Annotated in this window: 16 protein-coding genes; 8 read left to right on the plus strand and 8 right to left on the minus strand. The window is 41.8% G+C overall.

The annotated features are described in order from the left end of the window. Window positions 1–3: 3 nt before the first annotated feature. Entirely contained in the window at window positions 4–480 is a 477-nt protein-coding gene (locus tag DPV81_RS05395; RefSeq protein ID WP_111387124.1) for a redoxin family protein, read from the plus strand. 43 nt (window positions 481–523) lie between these two features. Here the strand turns inward: DPV81_RS05395 and DPV81_RS05400 are convergent, their stop codons facing one another. From DPV81_RS05400 to DPV81_RS05420, 5 genes are all read right to left on the minus strand, one after another. After that, the gene (locus DPV81_RS05400; RefSeq protein ID WP_005695174.1) at window positions 524–1069 is read right to left on the minus strand and encodes a carboxymuconolactone decarboxylase family protein; all 546 of its coding nucleotides are present in this window, start codon (window positions 1067–1069) and stop codon (window positions 524–526) included. A 123-nt stretch (window positions 1070–1192) separates the two neighbouring features. Further along, window positions 1193–1558 (minus strand): hypothetical protein, encoded by a 366-nt coding sequence (locus tag DPV81_RS05405; protein ID WP_111387126.1) that lies wholly within the window; start codon window positions 1556–1558, stop codon window positions 1193–1195. A 70-nt stretch (window positions 1559–1628) separates the two neighbouring features. Then, on the minus strand, window positions 1629–2462 hold the full coding sequence (locus DPV81_RS05410; protein ID WP_049364739.1) for a PTS mannose transporter subunit IID: 834 nt from the start codon (window positions 2460–2462) through the stop codon (window positions 1629–1631). Between the two features lie 10 nt (window positions 2463–2472). Then, window positions 2473–3270: a PTS mannose/fructose/sorbose transporter subunit IIC gene (locus DPV81_RS05415; protein ID WP_005695178.1), complete on the minus strand. Its 798-nt coding sequence runs from the start codon at window positions 3268–3270 to the stop codon at window positions 2473–2475. Window positions 3271–3288: 18 nt separating this feature from the next. Further along, window positions 3289–4257: a mannose/fructose/sorbose PTS transporter subunit IIB gene (locus DPV81_RS05420; protein WP_111387128.1), complete on the minus strand. Its 969-nt coding sequence runs from the start codon at window positions 4255–4257 to the stop codon at window positions 3289–3291. Window positions 4258–4556: 299 nt separating this feature from the next. On the opposite strand from DPV81_RS05420, the gene DPV81_RS05425 reads away from it, so the two are divergent. The 4 genes from DPV81_RS05425 to DPV81_RS05440 all read left to right on the plus strand — a co-directional run bounded on the left by DPV81_RS05425 (window position 4557) and on the right by DPV81_RS05440 (window position 8603). Beyond that, window positions 4557–5033, plus strand: coding sequence for a DMT family transporter (locus DPV81_RS05425; protein WP_111387130.1), 477 nt, complete (start codon window positions 4557–4559; stop codon window positions 5031–5033). A 50-nt stretch (window positions 5034–5083) separates the two neighbouring features. Next, entirely contained in the window at window positions 5084–7819 is a 2736-nt protein-coding gene (locus tag DPV81_RS05430) for a YdbH family protein (protein WP_111387132.1), read from the plus strand. Next, a complete protein-coding gene (locus tag DPV81_RS05435; RefSeq protein ID WP_111387134.1) occupies window positions 7816–8022 on the plus strand; it encodes a YnbE family lipoprotein in 207 nt (68 codons plus the stop codon). The genes DPV81_RS05430 and DPV81_RS05435 overlap by 4 nt, the downstream gene beginning before the upstream one ends. Window positions 8023–8234: 212 nt before the next feature. After that, window positions 8235–8603, plus strand: coding sequence for a rhodanese-like domain-containing protein (locus DPV81_RS05440; RefSeq protein ID WP_111387136.1), 369 nt, complete (start codon window positions 8235–8237; stop codon window positions 8601–8603). A 160-nt stretch (window positions 8604–8763) separates the two neighbouring features. On the opposite strand, the gene DPV81_RS05445 is transcribed toward DPV81_RS05440, so the two are convergent. Then, entirely contained in the window at window positions 8764–9099 is a 336-nt protein-coding gene (locus tag DPV81_RS05445) for a thioredoxin family protein (protein WP_111387138.1), read from the minus strand. Between the two features lie 740 nt (window positions 9100–9839). Here DPV81_RS05445 and DPV81_RS05460 point away from each other — a divergent pair. Then, window positions 9840–10295 (plus strand): DUF411 domain-containing protein, encoded by a 456-nt coding sequence (locus tag DPV81_RS05460; RefSeq protein WP_005612095.1) that lies wholly within the window; start codon window positions 9840–9842, stop codon window positions 10293–10295. Between the two features lie 11 nt (window positions 10296–10306). Next, complete coding sequence (locus DPV81_RS05465; RefSeq protein ID WP_111387140.1) at window positions 10307–11860, plus strand: multicopper oxidase family protein; 1554 nt, start codon at window positions 10307–10309, stop codon at window positions 11858–11860. A 93-nt stretch (window positions 11861–11953) separates the two neighbouring features. Here DPV81_RS05465 and DPV81_RS05470 read toward each other — a convergent pair whose 3' ends face one another. Further along, entirely contained in the window at window positions 11954–12421 is a 468-nt protein-coding gene (locus DPV81_RS05470) for a single-stranded DNA-binding protein (RefSeq protein ID WP_111387142.1), read from the minus strand. Between the two features lie 162 nt (window positions 12422–12583). Here DPV81_RS05470 and uvrA point away from each other — a divergent pair, with 162 nt between their 5' ends. Next, on the plus strand, window positions 12584–15415 hold the full coding sequence (gene uvrA, locus DPV81_RS05475; RefSeq protein ID WP_111387144.1) for an excinuclease ABC subunit UvrA: 2832 nt from the start codon (window positions 12584–12586) through the stop codon (window positions 15413–15415). Window positions 15416–15471: 56 nt separating this feature from the next. Here the strand turns inward: uvrA and DPV81_RS05480 are convergent, their stop codons facing one another. After that, entirely contained in the window at window positions 15472–16998 is a 1527-nt protein-coding gene (locus DPV81_RS05480) for a DHA2 family efflux MFS transporter permease subunit (RefSeq protein ID WP_111387146.1), read from the minus strand. Window positions 16999–17004 lie beyond the last annotated feature (6 nt).

Genomic DNA, 17004 nt, shown 5'->3' on the forward strand with positions numbered 1-17004 from the left:
AAAATGAAAAAAATATTGATCGCACTTTTATTGTTTTTGAGTCCATTGAGTTTTGCACAAGAGAATGTGTCTTTGGCGGACATCCCCTTGAAGACGTTGGATAATCAAACCGTCTCTTTATCACAATATCAAGGCAAACCGCTTTATATCAAAATGTGGGCATCTTGGTGTCCAATTTGTTTAGCGGGGTTAGCAGAAATTGATGATCTCAGTGCTGAAAAGAACCTTGATTTTAATGTGATTACGATTGCCTCACCTGGACAAAAGAATGAACAAAATAGTCAAAAATTTATCAATTGGTATAAAGGCTTGGACTATAAAAATATCACCGTATTATTGGATGAAAACGGTGAAATCATTAAACGAGCTAATGTATTAGGCTATCCGTTTAATTTGCTCTTGGATAAGGATTTAAATCTTATCAAAGCACAACCTGGACATTTGAATTCAGATCAAATTAAACAATTTGTGAAGGAATAAAAAAGTGCGGTCATTTTTGACCGCACTTTTATTATTGGCTTGATTATGCAAATGCCTGTAATTCAGGATTGATTGGGGTTTCAGCGATATTATTCACATAGTTACATAATGTGGCGAGGCTGACACCTAAAATCACATCAATGGCATTTTCTTGAGTATAACCTGCATCAAAGAACGCTTTAAGCTGTGCTTCAGTTAATTTTGCTTTTTGCAAAATAACGGCAAGGGTGAAACGCGCTAAAGTATCGAGTTTTTTATCACTTTCAATACGAGCAGTTGCACGAATTTGGTTCACAAGCTCTTCTTCAAGTTTTAACACTTTTAAAGCGATCTTCGTGTGGCCTGCTACACAGAAACCACAGCCATTGACTACAGCAGCGGTAATTTGCACCACTTCGCGTTCTGTTGCCGTTAAGCTGTTACGACCATTAATGCCGCCTACCGTGCGATAAGTTTCAAGTGCAGTAGGGGCATTCGCAAGAACACCAATTAAATTTGGAATAAACCCATTGGCATTTTGTACGGCTTTTAAGGCTTCTTGTGCGGCTTCAGGGGCTGATTCAATGGTGTGAATTTTAAATTGAGACATAAACTACTCCTAAGGGATAAATCATAAATTTCCGCTTGATAATACCTTTCTAACTTAAATAAGAAAAAGAAGAAAAGCTTATTTCATATAGCCAAAAGTTATGATTATTTTGGCGTTGCTATGCTAAATGCGTTTAACGACAGACAGTAATCTCTCCAACTCTTTTTTGCCTTTTTCAGAAAGGACTTTGTTGTCGCGCAACATTTGGGTGGCGCGTGCTTCAATAAAGCGGAGGTAATTGCTGTTTTGGGTTTCTTGGAATTGCTTTTCGGCTAACTGCATTTCAGTGAAATCTTTATTGGTTTGAGCAAGCAGCACTTTTTGTCCGATTAATACAATTAATGCGGCAATTAAGGCGATGACAGCACCATAGCCGTTAGTGGGATAATAAAGAATGCCCGCGAGAACAAAAAGTGCGGTCACTAAATTGGATGAATTCTTGATATAGCCTTCAGCCGGTGGTGGCTTAATGAGATCTTTCCAGTTCATAGGATTTATATGTCATGCTAAAAAATTTGCCTTCCCTCAATAGAAAGAGAGAAGGCAATACCATAATATATTATGCTAACACACCAAAATGATAGCCTAAAATACCCACGCCGAATAAGGCGAAGATGATGTACATAGCGTTGATTTTTTTACGTAATAAATACATACATAAGAAGGTTAAACCTAACGCTGCAAGACCTGGGAGAAGGTCATTTAACACGCTTTGCACAGTGGTCACCACTTCTTCGCCCATTTGGTTTTTATAGCGGGAAAGTTCTAATGGAATGTTGATACTTGTCCATTTCGATACCAGTGAGCCCATGACAAAGAGACCGAGGATAGACGCCCCCTGCGTCAATTTTTGTAAGCGACCGCCACCCATATCGTTAACGATTGTGGTACCTTTTTCATAGCCGTATTTGAAACCATACCAACGAGTTACTGCACGGCAAAGGTTGATACCGATGAAGAAAAGCAATGGCCCTAAAAGGCTACCAGTAATGGCTAAACCTGCACCAAGTGCGGCCAATACAGGACGTAATGTTCCCCAGAAAATTGGGTCACCCACACCGGCTAATGGGCCCATTAAACCGACTTTCACCCCGCTGATTGCTGAGTCATCAATATCGTTACCGTTCGCACGTTCTTGTTCCATCGCAGCGGTTACACCGATGATAGATGATGCGACCCAAGGTTGGGTGTTAAAGAATTCTAAATGGCGTTTTAATGCCGCTGCTTGATCTTCTTTTTTGCTGTAAAGACGTTTAATGGCTGGGATCATGGATACACAGAAACCCATTGCTTGCATACGTTCAAAGTTGAAGGATCCAAGCAAGAAAGTTGAACGCCAGTAAGTGCTACGAATATCGCCTTTTGTTAATGATTTTTTAGTTTGTTCAGTCATAATTTCTTCCTTATAGTCCTTCAAGTTCATCGTCAGCTAATTCACGTTTTGCAACTGCTTGTGGTGCAGTAGATTGATGGAAACGTGGGTTCAATTGAATGTAAATCATCGCTAAGCATGTGCCTAAAATACCGAGACCGACAAGGTTGTAATTGGTGAAAGAGGCGATCACGAAGCCTAGGAAGAAGAATGGCATTAATGCGCCTGCACGCATCATATTGATGACCATCGCATAACCGACGACCACGATAAAACCACCAGCGATTTGTAAACCGCGAGTAACCACTTCTGGAATCGCGTTCAATGCTTCGGTTACCGTATCCGTACCTGCTACTAACGCAACGAAGAAGGTTGGAATTGCCACGCGTAACGCTTGTAATGCAAGGCCGCTAAAGTGACAGAATTCAATACCTCGGAAGTTCGCTTTTGCGGCAAAATCATCGGCTTTGTGTTGAAGGAAGATAGTTAAAGTACGAACGAAGATGGTTAATACTTGACCTGCCGCCGCTACCGGAATCGCAATCGCTAATGCGCTCCCTTTATCTTGTCCGCCTTTGATGACAAGGATAGTCGCAATCACACTGGCTAATGCCGCATCTGGTGCCATTGCTGCACCCACGTTCATCCAGCCTAATGCCACTAATTCAAGGGTACCACCGACAATAATACCGGTTTCTAAATCACCTAATACTAAGCCTATTAGGGTACAAGCAACTAAAGGACGATGGGTTTGACGTTCGTCCAATACACTCCCCATTCCGCAAATGGCGGCAACGAGCGTGACTAAAATAATTTCCATTGTTGTCATAATGAATTGTCCTCGTAATTAAAATTGAATCGCATCAAGCTCTTTGTGTGTGAGCATTGATTTCGGGCTGCTCGCCACTTGTTGTAAGCTTAATTCCACGCCTTTATCTAAAAGCTGTTTAAATGCCGCTACATCTGTTGGGTTGACGGCAACGGCTTGAGAAATAAGTTTATCACCTTCGCGATAGGTCATACCGCCCACATTGACCTTATCAATTTTCACGCCACCCTCGATTAAGCGCAGGATGTCTGTTGGGTTGGTTACCAACCAAAGGATGTTTTTACCTGCATATTTCGGGTTGTGATACACCTTAATGGCTTTCTCCACTGGAATCACATAAGCTTTCAAATGTTCAGGGGCAATTTGAAGTAATAAATCACGACGAAGCGCATCATTCGCCACATCATCATTTACCGCAAAAATCGCTTCACATTTCACCGCTTTCGCCCAAGAGGTTGCCACTTGACCGTGGATTAAACGGCTATCAATACGCAATAAGGAAATGTTCATATTGCCAGAAAGTGCGGTTGGATTTGGAGCGGTTTTTGGTGCTTCAGCTGGCTTAGCAGCGGGCGTTGGAGCAGGCTTGCTTTCTTTAGGTTGACGGAAGGATTTCACAGCAGCGACCCCGACTTCTTTCGCGGTTTCTACCAATTCATCTAAGCTGGCGCCATCTTTAGCATCAAGTACTTCTAGCAACATCGGTAGATTAATGCCGGTGACGATATCGGTATTATCTCTTTCACTGGCGACTCGGCTTGCCGCGTTATAAGGGCTACCACCAAATAAATCGACCAAAAAGAGCACTGGTTCATTTTCAGGCAGCGTGGCAATAATCGCATTGTATTTCTCGATTAAATGCTCACCGCCTTCACCCGGTAAGAAAGTCACGACATGGCAGTTTTCATCTTCGCCATACACCATAGCGGCGGAGTTGACGATTTCTTCAGAAAACTTACCGTGCGTTGCAACGATAATGTGGGTCATGGATATTCCTCCCATTGAGTTGATAAAATCAGTCTATTTTGCTTTCAATACGCATTACGCAAACGATTGCTCCGAATGGAGTTTAGTGTATGGATTTGAAGATTACCGTCAAATAAAGAATAGTCAAATAGTGATCGAGATCAAATAAACAGGTAAGATGACTTACAACTTTTGAGGTATTTATGAATGAAATGCAAAGTGCGGTAGATTTTTTGATTATTTTTCAGAATAGAAAGCATTTCGCGACAAGATAAATAGGAAAAGGTTAAAATAAGCCAAATTTTCTGTTGGGAGTTTCGATGTTTTTTGTTTATCTCATTATCGCCTTAGCGGCAGGTGTCGCACTCGCCACGCAATCGGCAATTAATACACAACTCGCGAAAGCCATGAGTGGCCAAGCAGTGATCGCGACCTTTATTTCTTTTGCAGTGGGAACGATCGTTCTCTTTTTTATTGCTTGGGTAAAAACCGATTTATGGGGCAATTTATCAACCGTCCCTTCACAACCTTGGTGGAAATTAATTGGTGGGATACTTGGTGCAGTTGTCGTGTTCACAACGGTTTTACTTGCGCCTAAACTAGGTATTACCGCGATGTTATTTTTTATCATCGTCGGGCAATTAATTACGGCAACAACCATCGATCATTTTGGTCTTATCGGTATGCCAATTCGAGAAGTGAATATCACAAAATTCATTGGATTAATTATTGTCGCCTTTGGATTGGTGTTTTATTTCTTTGGAGATAAGTTGGTTGAGCTATTTGGGGCGAGATAGGATAGAATACGCCTTTATTTTTATTGATTAATCGTGCAATTGGGGAAACTATGCGAAAGCGTTGCCTGTGGGCGTTGATTATTTTGTTGCTGTTGATCGTAGTAAGCGTTGGCTTAGTACGCGTTTTGGCGACTCCGAAACGAGTGGAACAACTTGCAAATCATTTTTTAGCTCCCCATTATCACATTGAATTAGCTGATGATTGGCAATGGAAAACGACAAGTTTAACGCTGCCTGAGCTAAAAGTGAAAACAGATCAATGTACCCTCGTAAACCTCAATAATACGCAACTCACTTGGTGGAATACGCGTAGTCTTGATGTTGAAAAGGCTAGCTTGAATTATGATTGTTTAACCCATTTACCCAGTGATAATGCCGAAAAAAGGCCGCCAAATTTGACCGCACTTTGGGCAGCATTGCCTATTTCCAATGTTAAGGTTAAACACTTTCAATTAACGAATGCCGAAGCGTTGACACAAGAGGCTTTAAAACCTTTCTTATCGGCTGATTGGACGTTAGACGCAAACTATAACGGCAACCAATTAGCACTCGAAGCCCAAGCAAATAATGATGGGCTTGAGCTACATCACCAATCCACTGTCACGCCAAGAGATGGAATCTTCCAATGGACGGGGAGTACCGACATCAAGCAAGCGGGCGATAAAAACTACGATCTTCATTTTACTGCGAATTTTGAGCCCGATCTTTCTCAACTCCCTCAACAAGGCAATGTCTTACTCAACTGGAATAACCCAGAACTAGCCGTCACAAAAGGCGAGGCAAAAGTGTCATGGCAAGGTGCAGATGGTCAGTTAAATGTCCAAGATTTAACAACAAATTCGCCTCTGTTAGATGTGCCTTTTGTGTTCACCAAAGACGGTTTGGATATTTCGTGGGGGAAATTTTATTGGACCTTCGACAGCTATCAACCGATTAAAGGCTTCCTTGGATTATCAATTCACCGTTCGGCAGAAGGCTTGTTGCCGTTAAGCATTGATATGAACGTGATCGTGCAAACCTTTGGCGAGTTTGGTAAAGGGGAGATCGTGATTTCAGGTAAAAATGGTGAAATCGGCGGTGGCGATGACAATAACGAATTGGATTTTGAACTGAAAACACGCGGGGATTTACGTTATAACGCTACCGTGGCACTCACTAATTTAACTTATCATCTAGGCGGGATTTTTACGCATCCAGTGGTATATTTTTATCCGGGGTCGGTCTTCAAAATGGATACGGTGCAACCCGATACCAAATTACATGTTCGTTTACCGTTAGATGACATTATTATCGGTCGTTATGGCTTAGAAGGGCGTTTGCAGGCAACGTTGAATGGTACAACTCCGCAGTTTGAAAATCTCAATCTAAAATTAGACGGAAACGCCCACGAGTTTATTGCGGGTATTAAAACCGTATTTGACTTCCGAGATGAAGAACATAAGTTGCAGTCAGTGGAAAAACAAGCGACAAACCGTTGGGATTGGATTATCAATGGCAGTGCAAACTGGAAATCTTTAAATACGCCAGTCAAAATGGAAGGTAAAGGATTTTGGGAAGCTGATCATATTGAATTAAATCAACTTTCTGCTCACTCCAAAGAAGTCAAAATGAAAGAGGTAAAAATGGCACCACTTTCGTTGGAACTTAAAGATCGACTCCGCTGGGATTATGAAGAAGAGCATATTCGAGGTTTGTTGCAAGCGAAAACAGATTGGATTGAATTGGCTTATGGCGGCCGTTTTGTTTCGCCTGTTTTCGGCTTAGGTATTGATGGTAAGAGTATCAGTAACTTCAATTTTGCAGGTGATTTAAAGGCTGGTTCGCTTGGACCTTTAGATGTCTTAGGTGTATATCAGAATAGTGCACTTTCAGGCAAAATTAGCTGGAAAGAACAATCTGCAAAAGTATTCCAATCACTTTTCCCTCAACAATGGAATTGGATAATTCATGAGGGCAGCATTAAAGGACAAAGTGAATTCGCAATCAATGGCAATGGCGTGAAGATGAAGGGGGAGCTGAATCTTAAAAATGGCAAAATCACTATGCCAGATGGTGAGATTTATGGCTTGAATATTCGCTTCCCGATGAATTATGAAAATTCGGCATTGCAAGTGGCTTCGGGTAAACCGATCCATATTTCGACTCAAAATATTCGCTATGGCGCGCTTTCCGTCGCAAATGGGGAATTGGATTTGTTTGGGCGTTATCCGAACACCATGAAAAATCCGCTTACTTTGAGAAATGTGAAACTTTCCTTATTTGATGGTGTATTAACAGTGCCTCAGCTTACTTTCCCACAAAGTAAAATGGCGACACTTTCTTTTACTAATATTGATTTAGCCCAAGTATTAGCCTTGGCACAATATAACCAAGTAACCTTAACCGGCCGCGCCAATGCGACCCTGCCATTTTGGCTTGGACATAAGGAATGTTTGATTTGTAATGGCACATTGGAACAAGTGGGTAATGTATCCATCAAATTAACCGATGAAATGGTGAAAGGGCTAAAAAAAGGCGGTTGGACAGAAAATATTTTGGTGGATTTATTAAAAGAAATAGAACTACAAAATTCCCATGCGGCGGTGACGCTCGATCCTAAAGGGCAAATGACATTGCGGGCGAGTATTAGTGGATTTAATCCAACCAAGCGAACCCATAATCCGATAACGTTAAATTATACGCACCAAGAAAATATGTTTGAATTGTGGAATATGATTGACTACGGCTCGCAATTTGAACAAAATCTGCAATATAAACTTTATAAGCAATTAGACAAAGACAAATGATAAAACACCTTAAATTTCAACCGCACTTTTTTATTTGGGCGGCGATGTTCACGCTTACAGCTTGCACACCGACCATTCAATTGGATACACCAAAGGAAGGCATCACCATTAATATGAATGTGGTAGTGGATCACAATATTAAAGTGGAAATGGATGAAAAATCTCAGAAAGCCGTGGGTGAAGTAGAGCCTGCGAAGAAATAATCGAATAAATTGAAAAGGCCATCTGAATGTTAGATTTCAGATGGCCTTTTTTCTTTTTAAGCGCGGTTAAATTTCACGAAAATTTTACTTAATTTTTACTTCATTTATAGTTTATTATCTTTATATTTAGGCGTATGATGACTGTCAGTTTTACATAACCCCTAAATTTATTTAGGTAAATATATTATTTTTATTTAATAGGAGATTAAATAATGAAAAAATTATTCACAGCAGTACTTTATGCGGCAGCGATTGCTGTACCTTTTTTTGCTTCTGCGAATACTGCACCACAAACAGAACAAAGCGCAGTACAACCGGAAAAAGCAAAAGGCGTTTGGATTGATGTACGTTCAGCCGAGGAGTTTAACGCAGGTCATTTGCAAGATGCAGTGAATATTCCACATGATAAAATCGTTGAAGGTGTTAAAGCGATTGGCTCAGATAAAGATGCACCGATCAACCTTTATTGTCGTAGTGGTCGCCGTGCCGAAACCGCACTCACTGAGTTGAAAAATGCAGGTTATACCAATGTAACCAACCACGGCGGTTATGAAGATTTGGTTAAAAAAGGTTTGAAATAAACATCCCATTATTTAAAGCAAAATCCCCTAGAGCAGAACAGTAGGGGATTTTTACTATAAAGAGCGGTCAGATTTTCCAGTATTTTTGCAAATGCTCTTCAAAACTTGACCACTTGCATCATTATCAAGACCGCAGCCGTCTGAAACATTGATAGACCGGTTACTGATGTTCGCTTTCTGCTACTTTTGTCCATTTTGCCAATGTCTGTTTCATCTGTGCCTGAGGGATGAAGCGGGCCATCCGTTCTACTTCCTTGCCTTGATAAAACAGCAGCCATGCAGGTGCGGTCAGCACGTGGAAACGTCCGGCCATTTCGGGTATTTCAGCAATATCGGCTTTTACGGCATACACATTTCCTTCCTCCGCCAAAGCTGAGTCAAGCTGGGCGGCCACGACCGTACAAACACTGCAGATTGGGGCTTTGATGTACAGTGATACTAAAGGGTGTGTGGCGATGGCCTGTTCGATGTCTTTCAGAGTGTGTAGTTGTTGCATGTCATGTACTCCTTTGAGCGATTAAGCACGTTTCTAGTTGTCCAGAAAAGGGGCTTTCAACGAAATGAAAACAAGAAAACGTTTTGAGTCGTCTAGATTTTTTCCACAACCACTTTTGCCCGCGCTTTCAGGCTGTTCAACACTGGCGAGGTGGCGGCGGAGCGGTCGGCGAAATTTTGCAGGGAATGAAAGGTCTCTCTTCATAAAACAATGTTATATGAATAATTTGTAAAAAATCTCCAAAATTATGCAGGATTTGGGTGTTTGCAAATTAAAATAACTTATTTTGCCTTCAATTTTTAACCAGTCAAATTTACCATTGCCCACTCTTCGTATTGGGAAGTTTGATTTTTAACTGGTTTTAAATTCATTTTGCTATGATATTCTGTTTAAGGTTTTTATTATTATACCTAATGAATGTTTAAATTGGGGTGTTCACGCAAAAACACATTGACTGCTTTAAATCCGTATGTGGTACTGTGGTGATGGTTATTTTATTTTCTGATATTTCAAAAGCTTGCGGCTCTCTTGTCCAGACAAGTGATTTGGGATGGAATGTGTGCATTATTACTCCTGAGTAATGAGACTGTATTATAGTAAAGATTTCATACATATTGAAAAACAAGCGGTAGGATTTTGAGAAAAATTTGCAAATTATTTTTTCAAATCCCTTGAGCTTAACCCTAGGTTAAGCTTTAACATGATGTCCATTCAATCTCAATAAAAAATAAGGACATCTTATGAAATTACATAAATTCACCCGCTCATTGTTGCTTTTAAGTTTAGGCATAACCGCTTTTGCTCAAGCACAAACACTTTCTATGGAAGTGTGGAAAAGCCCGACTTGTGGCTGTTGTAATGAATGGATCAGCTATATGCAGAAAAACGGTTTTGAGGTTAAAGTCAACGAAACAGGCAATTATGATGCTCATAAGCGCTTTAACATTAAATATGAACATGCTTCTTGCCACACAGCCGTGATTGATGGCTATGTGATTGAAGGACATGTACCTGCTGAGGATATCAAACGTTTACTCGCAGAAAAACCCGATGCAATAGGCTTGTCTGCACCGGGAATGCCAATTGGTTCACCAGGTATGGACGGTGAAGCATACGGCGGACGCAAAGATCCTTATGATGTTGTTTTGATTAAGAAAAACGGTGAAAGTGAAGTGTTTAAATCCTATAACCAATAGGGGGGGAAAGAATGAAACGTCGAGATTTTTTACGTTATGGAATTGGAATTAGCTTAGCCAGTAGCTCGCTTTATAGCCTTGCGAATGCGAATATGATGAACCACGCACAACATGGCAATATGGCGATGATGCATTCAGTACCTACTGGCCTAATGCCAACTGAGGCAATGCCTTCAGGTTTATCGCTTAATGGGATATTACCAAAACTTGCTAATCAATCGACTCAAGCTGGACTGTTCAAAGCCACTTTAAAAGCAGAGCCAATTAAAATTCGCCTCGCAGACAATAAAGAAACGGAATTTTGGGCTTATAACGGACAACTACCAGGGCCACAAATTGAAGTATTTGAAGGCGATGCCGTAGAAATTGAATTTATCAATCACCTACCACAACCCTCAACAGTACATTGGCACGGCTTAGATGTACCAAATGAAGCGGATGGTAACCCGATGGATATGGTTGAACCGCAAGGGAAAAAAGTCTATCGCTTTACGCTACCTCAAGGCAGTGCTGGGACATATTGGTACCACCCTCATCCACATGACCATGTTTCCGAACAAGTCTATAAAGGCTTAGCAGGCACTTTCGTTGTTAAAGCGAAAAATGATCCGCTTGCACACCTTCCTGAACAACATTGGGTGATTTCCGATCTGCGTTTAAATGCCGATGGCACCATTCCAGCAAACACGATGTTAGATTGGATGAACGGTCGTGAGGGTGAATTTGTGTTAATCAACGGTCAATATCAGCCCCAGATTCAAGTGAAAACGAATGAACGAATCCGTCTTTGGAATGCCACTAGCGCTCGTTATTTTCGTTTAAACATTCCAGGGGTGAAATGGATTGTGGTGGGTACCGAAGGTGGTTTACTTGAAAAACCTCGCTCGCCTGTTGATGAACTGCTACTTACACCAGCCGAACGCGTTGAAGTGATTATGGTGGGTGAAACGCAAGGAACAGTCAATTTACAAAGCGGTTATTATGATCGCCGTAAGATGATGGTGCAAGAACAGCCTAAAGATCTCACTTTAGCCACAATTCAGGTGAAATCAGAACCTATTCAGTTACCTGAAAGCTTAAGGTCCTTCCCTAACTGGGATGAGCCAAAGCAGGTTCGCCAAATTCGCTTTAGTGAAAAAATGATGAACCATACGAATATGCCAATGATGAATCAAGGTACACATCACGCTACTACAACAACAACGGACAACCCTATTCCACCAATGATGAATGGTATGTTCTTAATCAACGGTCAAACCTTTGATATGAACCGTATTGATTTTGTTGCCAAATTGAATGAAGTGGAACAGTGGGAAATTTTCAATGAAAGCCATATGGATCATCCGTTCCATTTGCACGGCACTCAATTTGAAGTGATTCAACATACATTAAACGGCAAAACCTTCAAGCCAGAAGGCAGGGCGTTAAAAGATGTAGTCAATTTGCGCCCTTATGAAAAAGTGATTATTCGCTTTAAGCAAGGACACACTGGGTTGAAAATGTACCATTGCCATATTTTGGAACATGAAAATCTCGGTATGATGGGGATGTTTAAAGTGGAATAGTGGTATCTAACCATAAAAAACAGAGGGATTTTCGTGAAAATTTGTAAATCGCGAAAATCCCACTGCGTATTGATAATCTTGTACCAATACAATTCAGAATGGAATGTTATCATCAAATGCGTCCATTGGTGGCTCAGCTTGTGGCGCTGGCGCAGATTGTGCTGGACGAGATTGATAGCTTGGTTGTGGTGCTGATTGTGCAGGTGCATAACCGCCCATATCTTGAGAGCGACCACCTAACATTTGTAAGTTATCACCTTGGATTTCAGTGGTGTAACGATCTTGGCCGTTGTTATCTTGCCATTTACGGGTTTTTAAACGACCTTCAACATAAACTTGTGAACCTTTGCGTAAGTATTGACCCGCAATTTCCGCTAAACGACGATATAACACGATGCGGTGCCATTCGGTCACTTCGCGACGTTCACCCGTGTTTTTATCTGTCCAGCTTTCACTTGTTGCCACGCTGATATTTGCTACCGCTTCGCCATTTGGCATCGTGCGGATTTCAGGATCATTACCTAAATTACCCACGATGATTACTTTATTAATACCTGCCATAGAATCCTCTATATTTTAGAAATAAGATGAAAAATTTTGGCTATTTTGCCTTAAAAGAAACAAAAGATCCATAAAAATTAACTGGATATTTGCACAGATATTGAAATATGCGATAATGGTCGCAATTTTTGAATTTATTTTCTTAAGGCAATCGCTTTTTTTATGGATACTATCGACATTCGTGGGGCTAGAACCCACAACCTCAAAAACATCAATTTAACCATTCCGCGCGATAAATTAATTGTGATAACAGGCTTGTCTGGTTCGGGCAAATCTTCTTTAGCATTTGATACGCTTTATGCGGAAGGGCAGCGCCGTTATGTGGAATCGCTTTCTGCTTATGCGCGTCAATTCCTTTCTTTGATGGAAAAGCCGGATGTGGATTCGATTGAGGGCTTGTCGCCAGCGATTTCTATTGAGCAAAAATCCACTTCTCATAATCCGCGTTCAACCGTGGGCACGATCACCGAAATTTACGATTATCTGCGTTTGCTGTTTGCTCGCGTAGGGGAGCCGCGTTGTCCTGATCATGATGTGCCATTAACGGCACAAACCATCAGTCAAATGGTGGATAAAGTTTTAAGTCTGCCTGAAGAAAGCAAAATGATGTTGCTTGCGCCTGTGGTGAAAAACCGTAAAGGTGAGCACGTTAAGCTGTTAGATAGCTTGGCGGCACAAGGTTATATTCGCGCAAGAATTGATGGTGAGATTTGTGATTTATCCGATCCACCAGAACTTGCTTTACAGAAAAAGCATACCATTGAAGTGGTGGTAGATCGCTTTAAAGTGCGGTCAGATTTAGCCACACGTTTAGCAGAATCCTTTGAAACGGCTTTGGAGCTTTCTGGTGGTACAGCAGTTGTGGCAGATATGGATAATCCTAACGCTGAAGAATTGGTTTTCTCGGCGAATTTTGCTTGTCCACATTGTGGCTATTCCGTACCGGAATTAGAGCCTCGCTTGTTCTCATTTAATAACCCAGCAGGGGCGTGTCCGACTTGTGATGGCTTAGGTGTTCAGCAGTTCTTCGATGAAAGCCGTGTGGTGCAAAATGAAAGCATTTCCCTCGCAGGTGGTGCGGTGAAAGGTTGGGATCGTCGCAATTTCTATTACTATCAAATGCTTACCTCGTTGGCGAAACATTATAAATTTGATATTGAAACGCCATACGAAGATTTACCACAGAAAATTAAAGATATTGTGATGCATGGTTCAGGCAAGGAAGAAATTGAATTCCAATACATGAACGACCGTGGCGATGTGGTGATCCGCAAACATCCTTTTGAAGGGATTTTGAATAATATGGCGCGCCGTTACAAAGAAACGGAATCCATGTCTGTGCGCGAAGAATTGGCGAAAAATATCAGCAATCGCCCTTGTGCAGATTGTGGTGGTTCGCGTCTTCGTCCTGAAGCTAGAAACGTGTATATCGGTAATATTAACTTGCCACAAATTTCAGAGAAAAGCATTGGTGAAAGCCTTGAGTTTTTCCAAGGGCTTACTTTAACCGGCCAAAAAGCACAAATTGCAGAAAAAATCCTGAAAGAGATCAGAGAGCGGTTAGAGTTTTTAGTGAATGTGGGTTTGAATTATCTTTCCCTTTCTCGTTCTGCCGAAACCCTTTCGGGTGGTGAAGCGCAACGTATTCGTCTTGCGAGTCAGATTGGTGCCGGCTTAGTTGGCGTCATGTATGTGTTGGATGAGCCTTCTATCGGTTTGCATCAACGCGATAATGAACGTCTGTTAAATACGCTGATTCATTTGCGTAATTTGGGTAACACCGTGATCGTAGTGGAACATGATGAAGATGCTATTCGAGAAGCCGATCATATTATTGATATTGGCCCTGGGGCAGGTGTGCATGGTGGTCAAGTGATTGCGCAAGGTACCGCCAAAGAAATCATGGCGAACCCGAATTCGATTACAGGTAAGTTCTTATCGGGTGAAGAAAAAATCGACATTCCGAAAAAACGAACTGCACTTGATAAAAGCAAACTTTTAAAATTAAAAGGTGCGACAGGGAACAATCTAAAAGGTGTGAATTTAGAGATTCCAGTAGGCTTATTTACTTGTATAACAGGGGTATCAGGTTCAGGCAAATCAACGCTAATTAATGATACCTTATTCCCATTGGCTCAAAACGCTTTAAATCGTGCGGAAAAAACAGATTTTGCACCTTATAAATCCATTGAAGGCTTGGAATATTTCGATAAAGTGATCGATATTAACCAAAGCCCGATCGGTCGTACACCGCGTTCTAACCCAGCGACTTACACGGGATTATTTACCCCAATTCGTGAATTATTTGCGGGCGTGCCAGAAGCGCGTGCGCGTGGTTATAACCCAGGACGTTTTAGCTTTAACGTGCGTGGTGGACGTTGTGAAGCATGCCAAGGTGATGGTGTGCTGAAAGTTGAAATGCACTTCTTGCCGGATGTGTATGTACCTTGTGATCAATGTAAAGGTAAACGCTATAACCGTGAAACCTTGGAAATCCGATACAAAGGTAAAACTATCCACCAAGTGCTAGATATGACAGTGGAAGAAGCGCGCGAGTTTTTTGATGCGATCCCAATGATTGCGCGTAAATTGCAAACCCTAATGGATGTGGGCTTGTCCTACATTCGTTTAGGTCAGTCTTCTACCACGCTTTCAGGTGGTGAGGCACAACGTGTTAAGTTAGCGACAGAGCTTTCAAAACGTGATACCGGTAAAACCCTTTATATTTTGGATGAGCCGACAACTGGCTTGCATTTCGCTGATATTAAACAGCTTCTCGAGGTGTTACATCGCTTACGCGATCAAGGCAATACTATCGTGGTGATCGAACACAACTTAGATGTGATCAAAACCGCAGACTGGATTGTGGATCTTGGTCCTGAAGGGGGCAGTGGCGGTGGTCAAATCATCGCAACAGGTACACCGGAAGACGTTGCAAAAGTCAAAGGTTCGCATACCGCGAGATTCCTGAAAGATATCTTAGCAAAAGGCTAGAAAAAATAACCGCACTTTTGAGCATCATCAAAGTGCGGTTATTTTTTTAAGGTTTTTTAATGGCGATTTCCAAAAGGTGGTTTAGCAAACCAGACGATAATAAATAATGCCAAGAATGTGATAGCCGATAACCAGAAAATTTCATTAGCGCCAATAATAAAGCCCTGTGCAGTGATTTGTCTGGCGAGATATGAAGCTGTTTGTTGTTCGTTCAATCCAAAACTTGCCATCGTCTGGAAGAACTGTTGGGAAATCGGATTATATGGGTTAATCGCTTCCGTGAGTTGAGTATGATGCACGGCTTCGCGGTTATACCACATAAATGTCGTGAGGGATGTTCCCACCGAGCCAGCAAGGGTTCGAAGGAAATTAAATAAGCTCGATGCTGAAGCCATTTTTTCGGGTGGTAAACCCGAAAGTGTGATGGTTGTCAGTGGCATAAAGAAGCAAGCAACCGCTAAACCTTGCACAAATTGTGGCAAGGCAACATCGGCAAAGGTCATGCCAGGCTCAAAGGTTACAGCTCGCCAATAAAAGGTCAAAGCATAAACCATAAAACTGATCGTGACTAAAATTCGCATATCAATTTTATGTCCTAGTTTACCGATGATTGGTGAAAGTAAAATCGGGAATAATCCCACTGGTGCGGCTGCGAGCCCAGCCCAAGTCGCGGTGTAGCCGTAAACTTGTTGGAGTAGAAGTGGGATAAGCACAACAGACCCCAAATACACCAAAAAGGCGAGACTGGTTGAAAGGCAACCTACGCTAAAATTGCGTGATTTGAACAGTGAAATATCCACAACGGGATTGTCATCAGTGAGTTCCCAAATGGTGAGCGCGATTAAACACACAACCGCAATCACGGTGAGAACAATAATCTCCGTTGAATTAAACCAATCTTGCTCTCTTCCTTGGTCCAGCATTAATTGTAAACAGCCTACGCCGAGAACCAGTAAAACAAGCCCAACAGTATCAATAGGTTGATGAGAAATTTGGCTTTCTCGATCGCCTAAAATCTTCCAACTCATTAAGACGACGGCTAATCCAATGGGAACATTGATGAAAAAGATCCAACCCCAATGAATGTTATCGCTGATCCAGCCTCCCAGAATTGGCCCGAAGATAGGTGCTACGACCACGGTCATTGACCAAAATGCGAGTGCCATACCTCGTTTTTTAGGCGGATAGTTATTGAGTAATAAACTTTGCGAAAGCGGTATGATTGGACCGGCAACTGCACCTTGGATGACGCGGCAAATAATCAACATTTCCAAACTATGTGAAATGCCACAAAGCCAAGAGGCAAGGACGAAAAGTAAGGTTGAGATTAAAAATAACCGCACTTCACCGAAACGTTTTGCCAGCCAACCGGTGATAGGAATTGAGATCGCATTGGCCACACCAAACGAGGTGATGACCCATGTGCCTTGGCTGGATGAAGCCCCTAAATCTCCTGCAATAGTAGGAATGGCAACGTTAGCGATGGTGGAATCCAACACCTGCATAAAAGTCGCAAGCGAGAGCGCTAACGTGAGAATAACCAGTGCACCGCCTTGTACCGGCGTAAAATGAGATTGCGACATCGTGAA

The organism is Haemophilus parainfluenzae, from assembly GCF_003252795.1.
Lineage (GTDB): Bacteria > Pseudomonadota > Gammaproteobacteria > Enterobacterales > Pasteurellaceae > Haemophilus_D > Haemophilus_D parainfluenzae_K.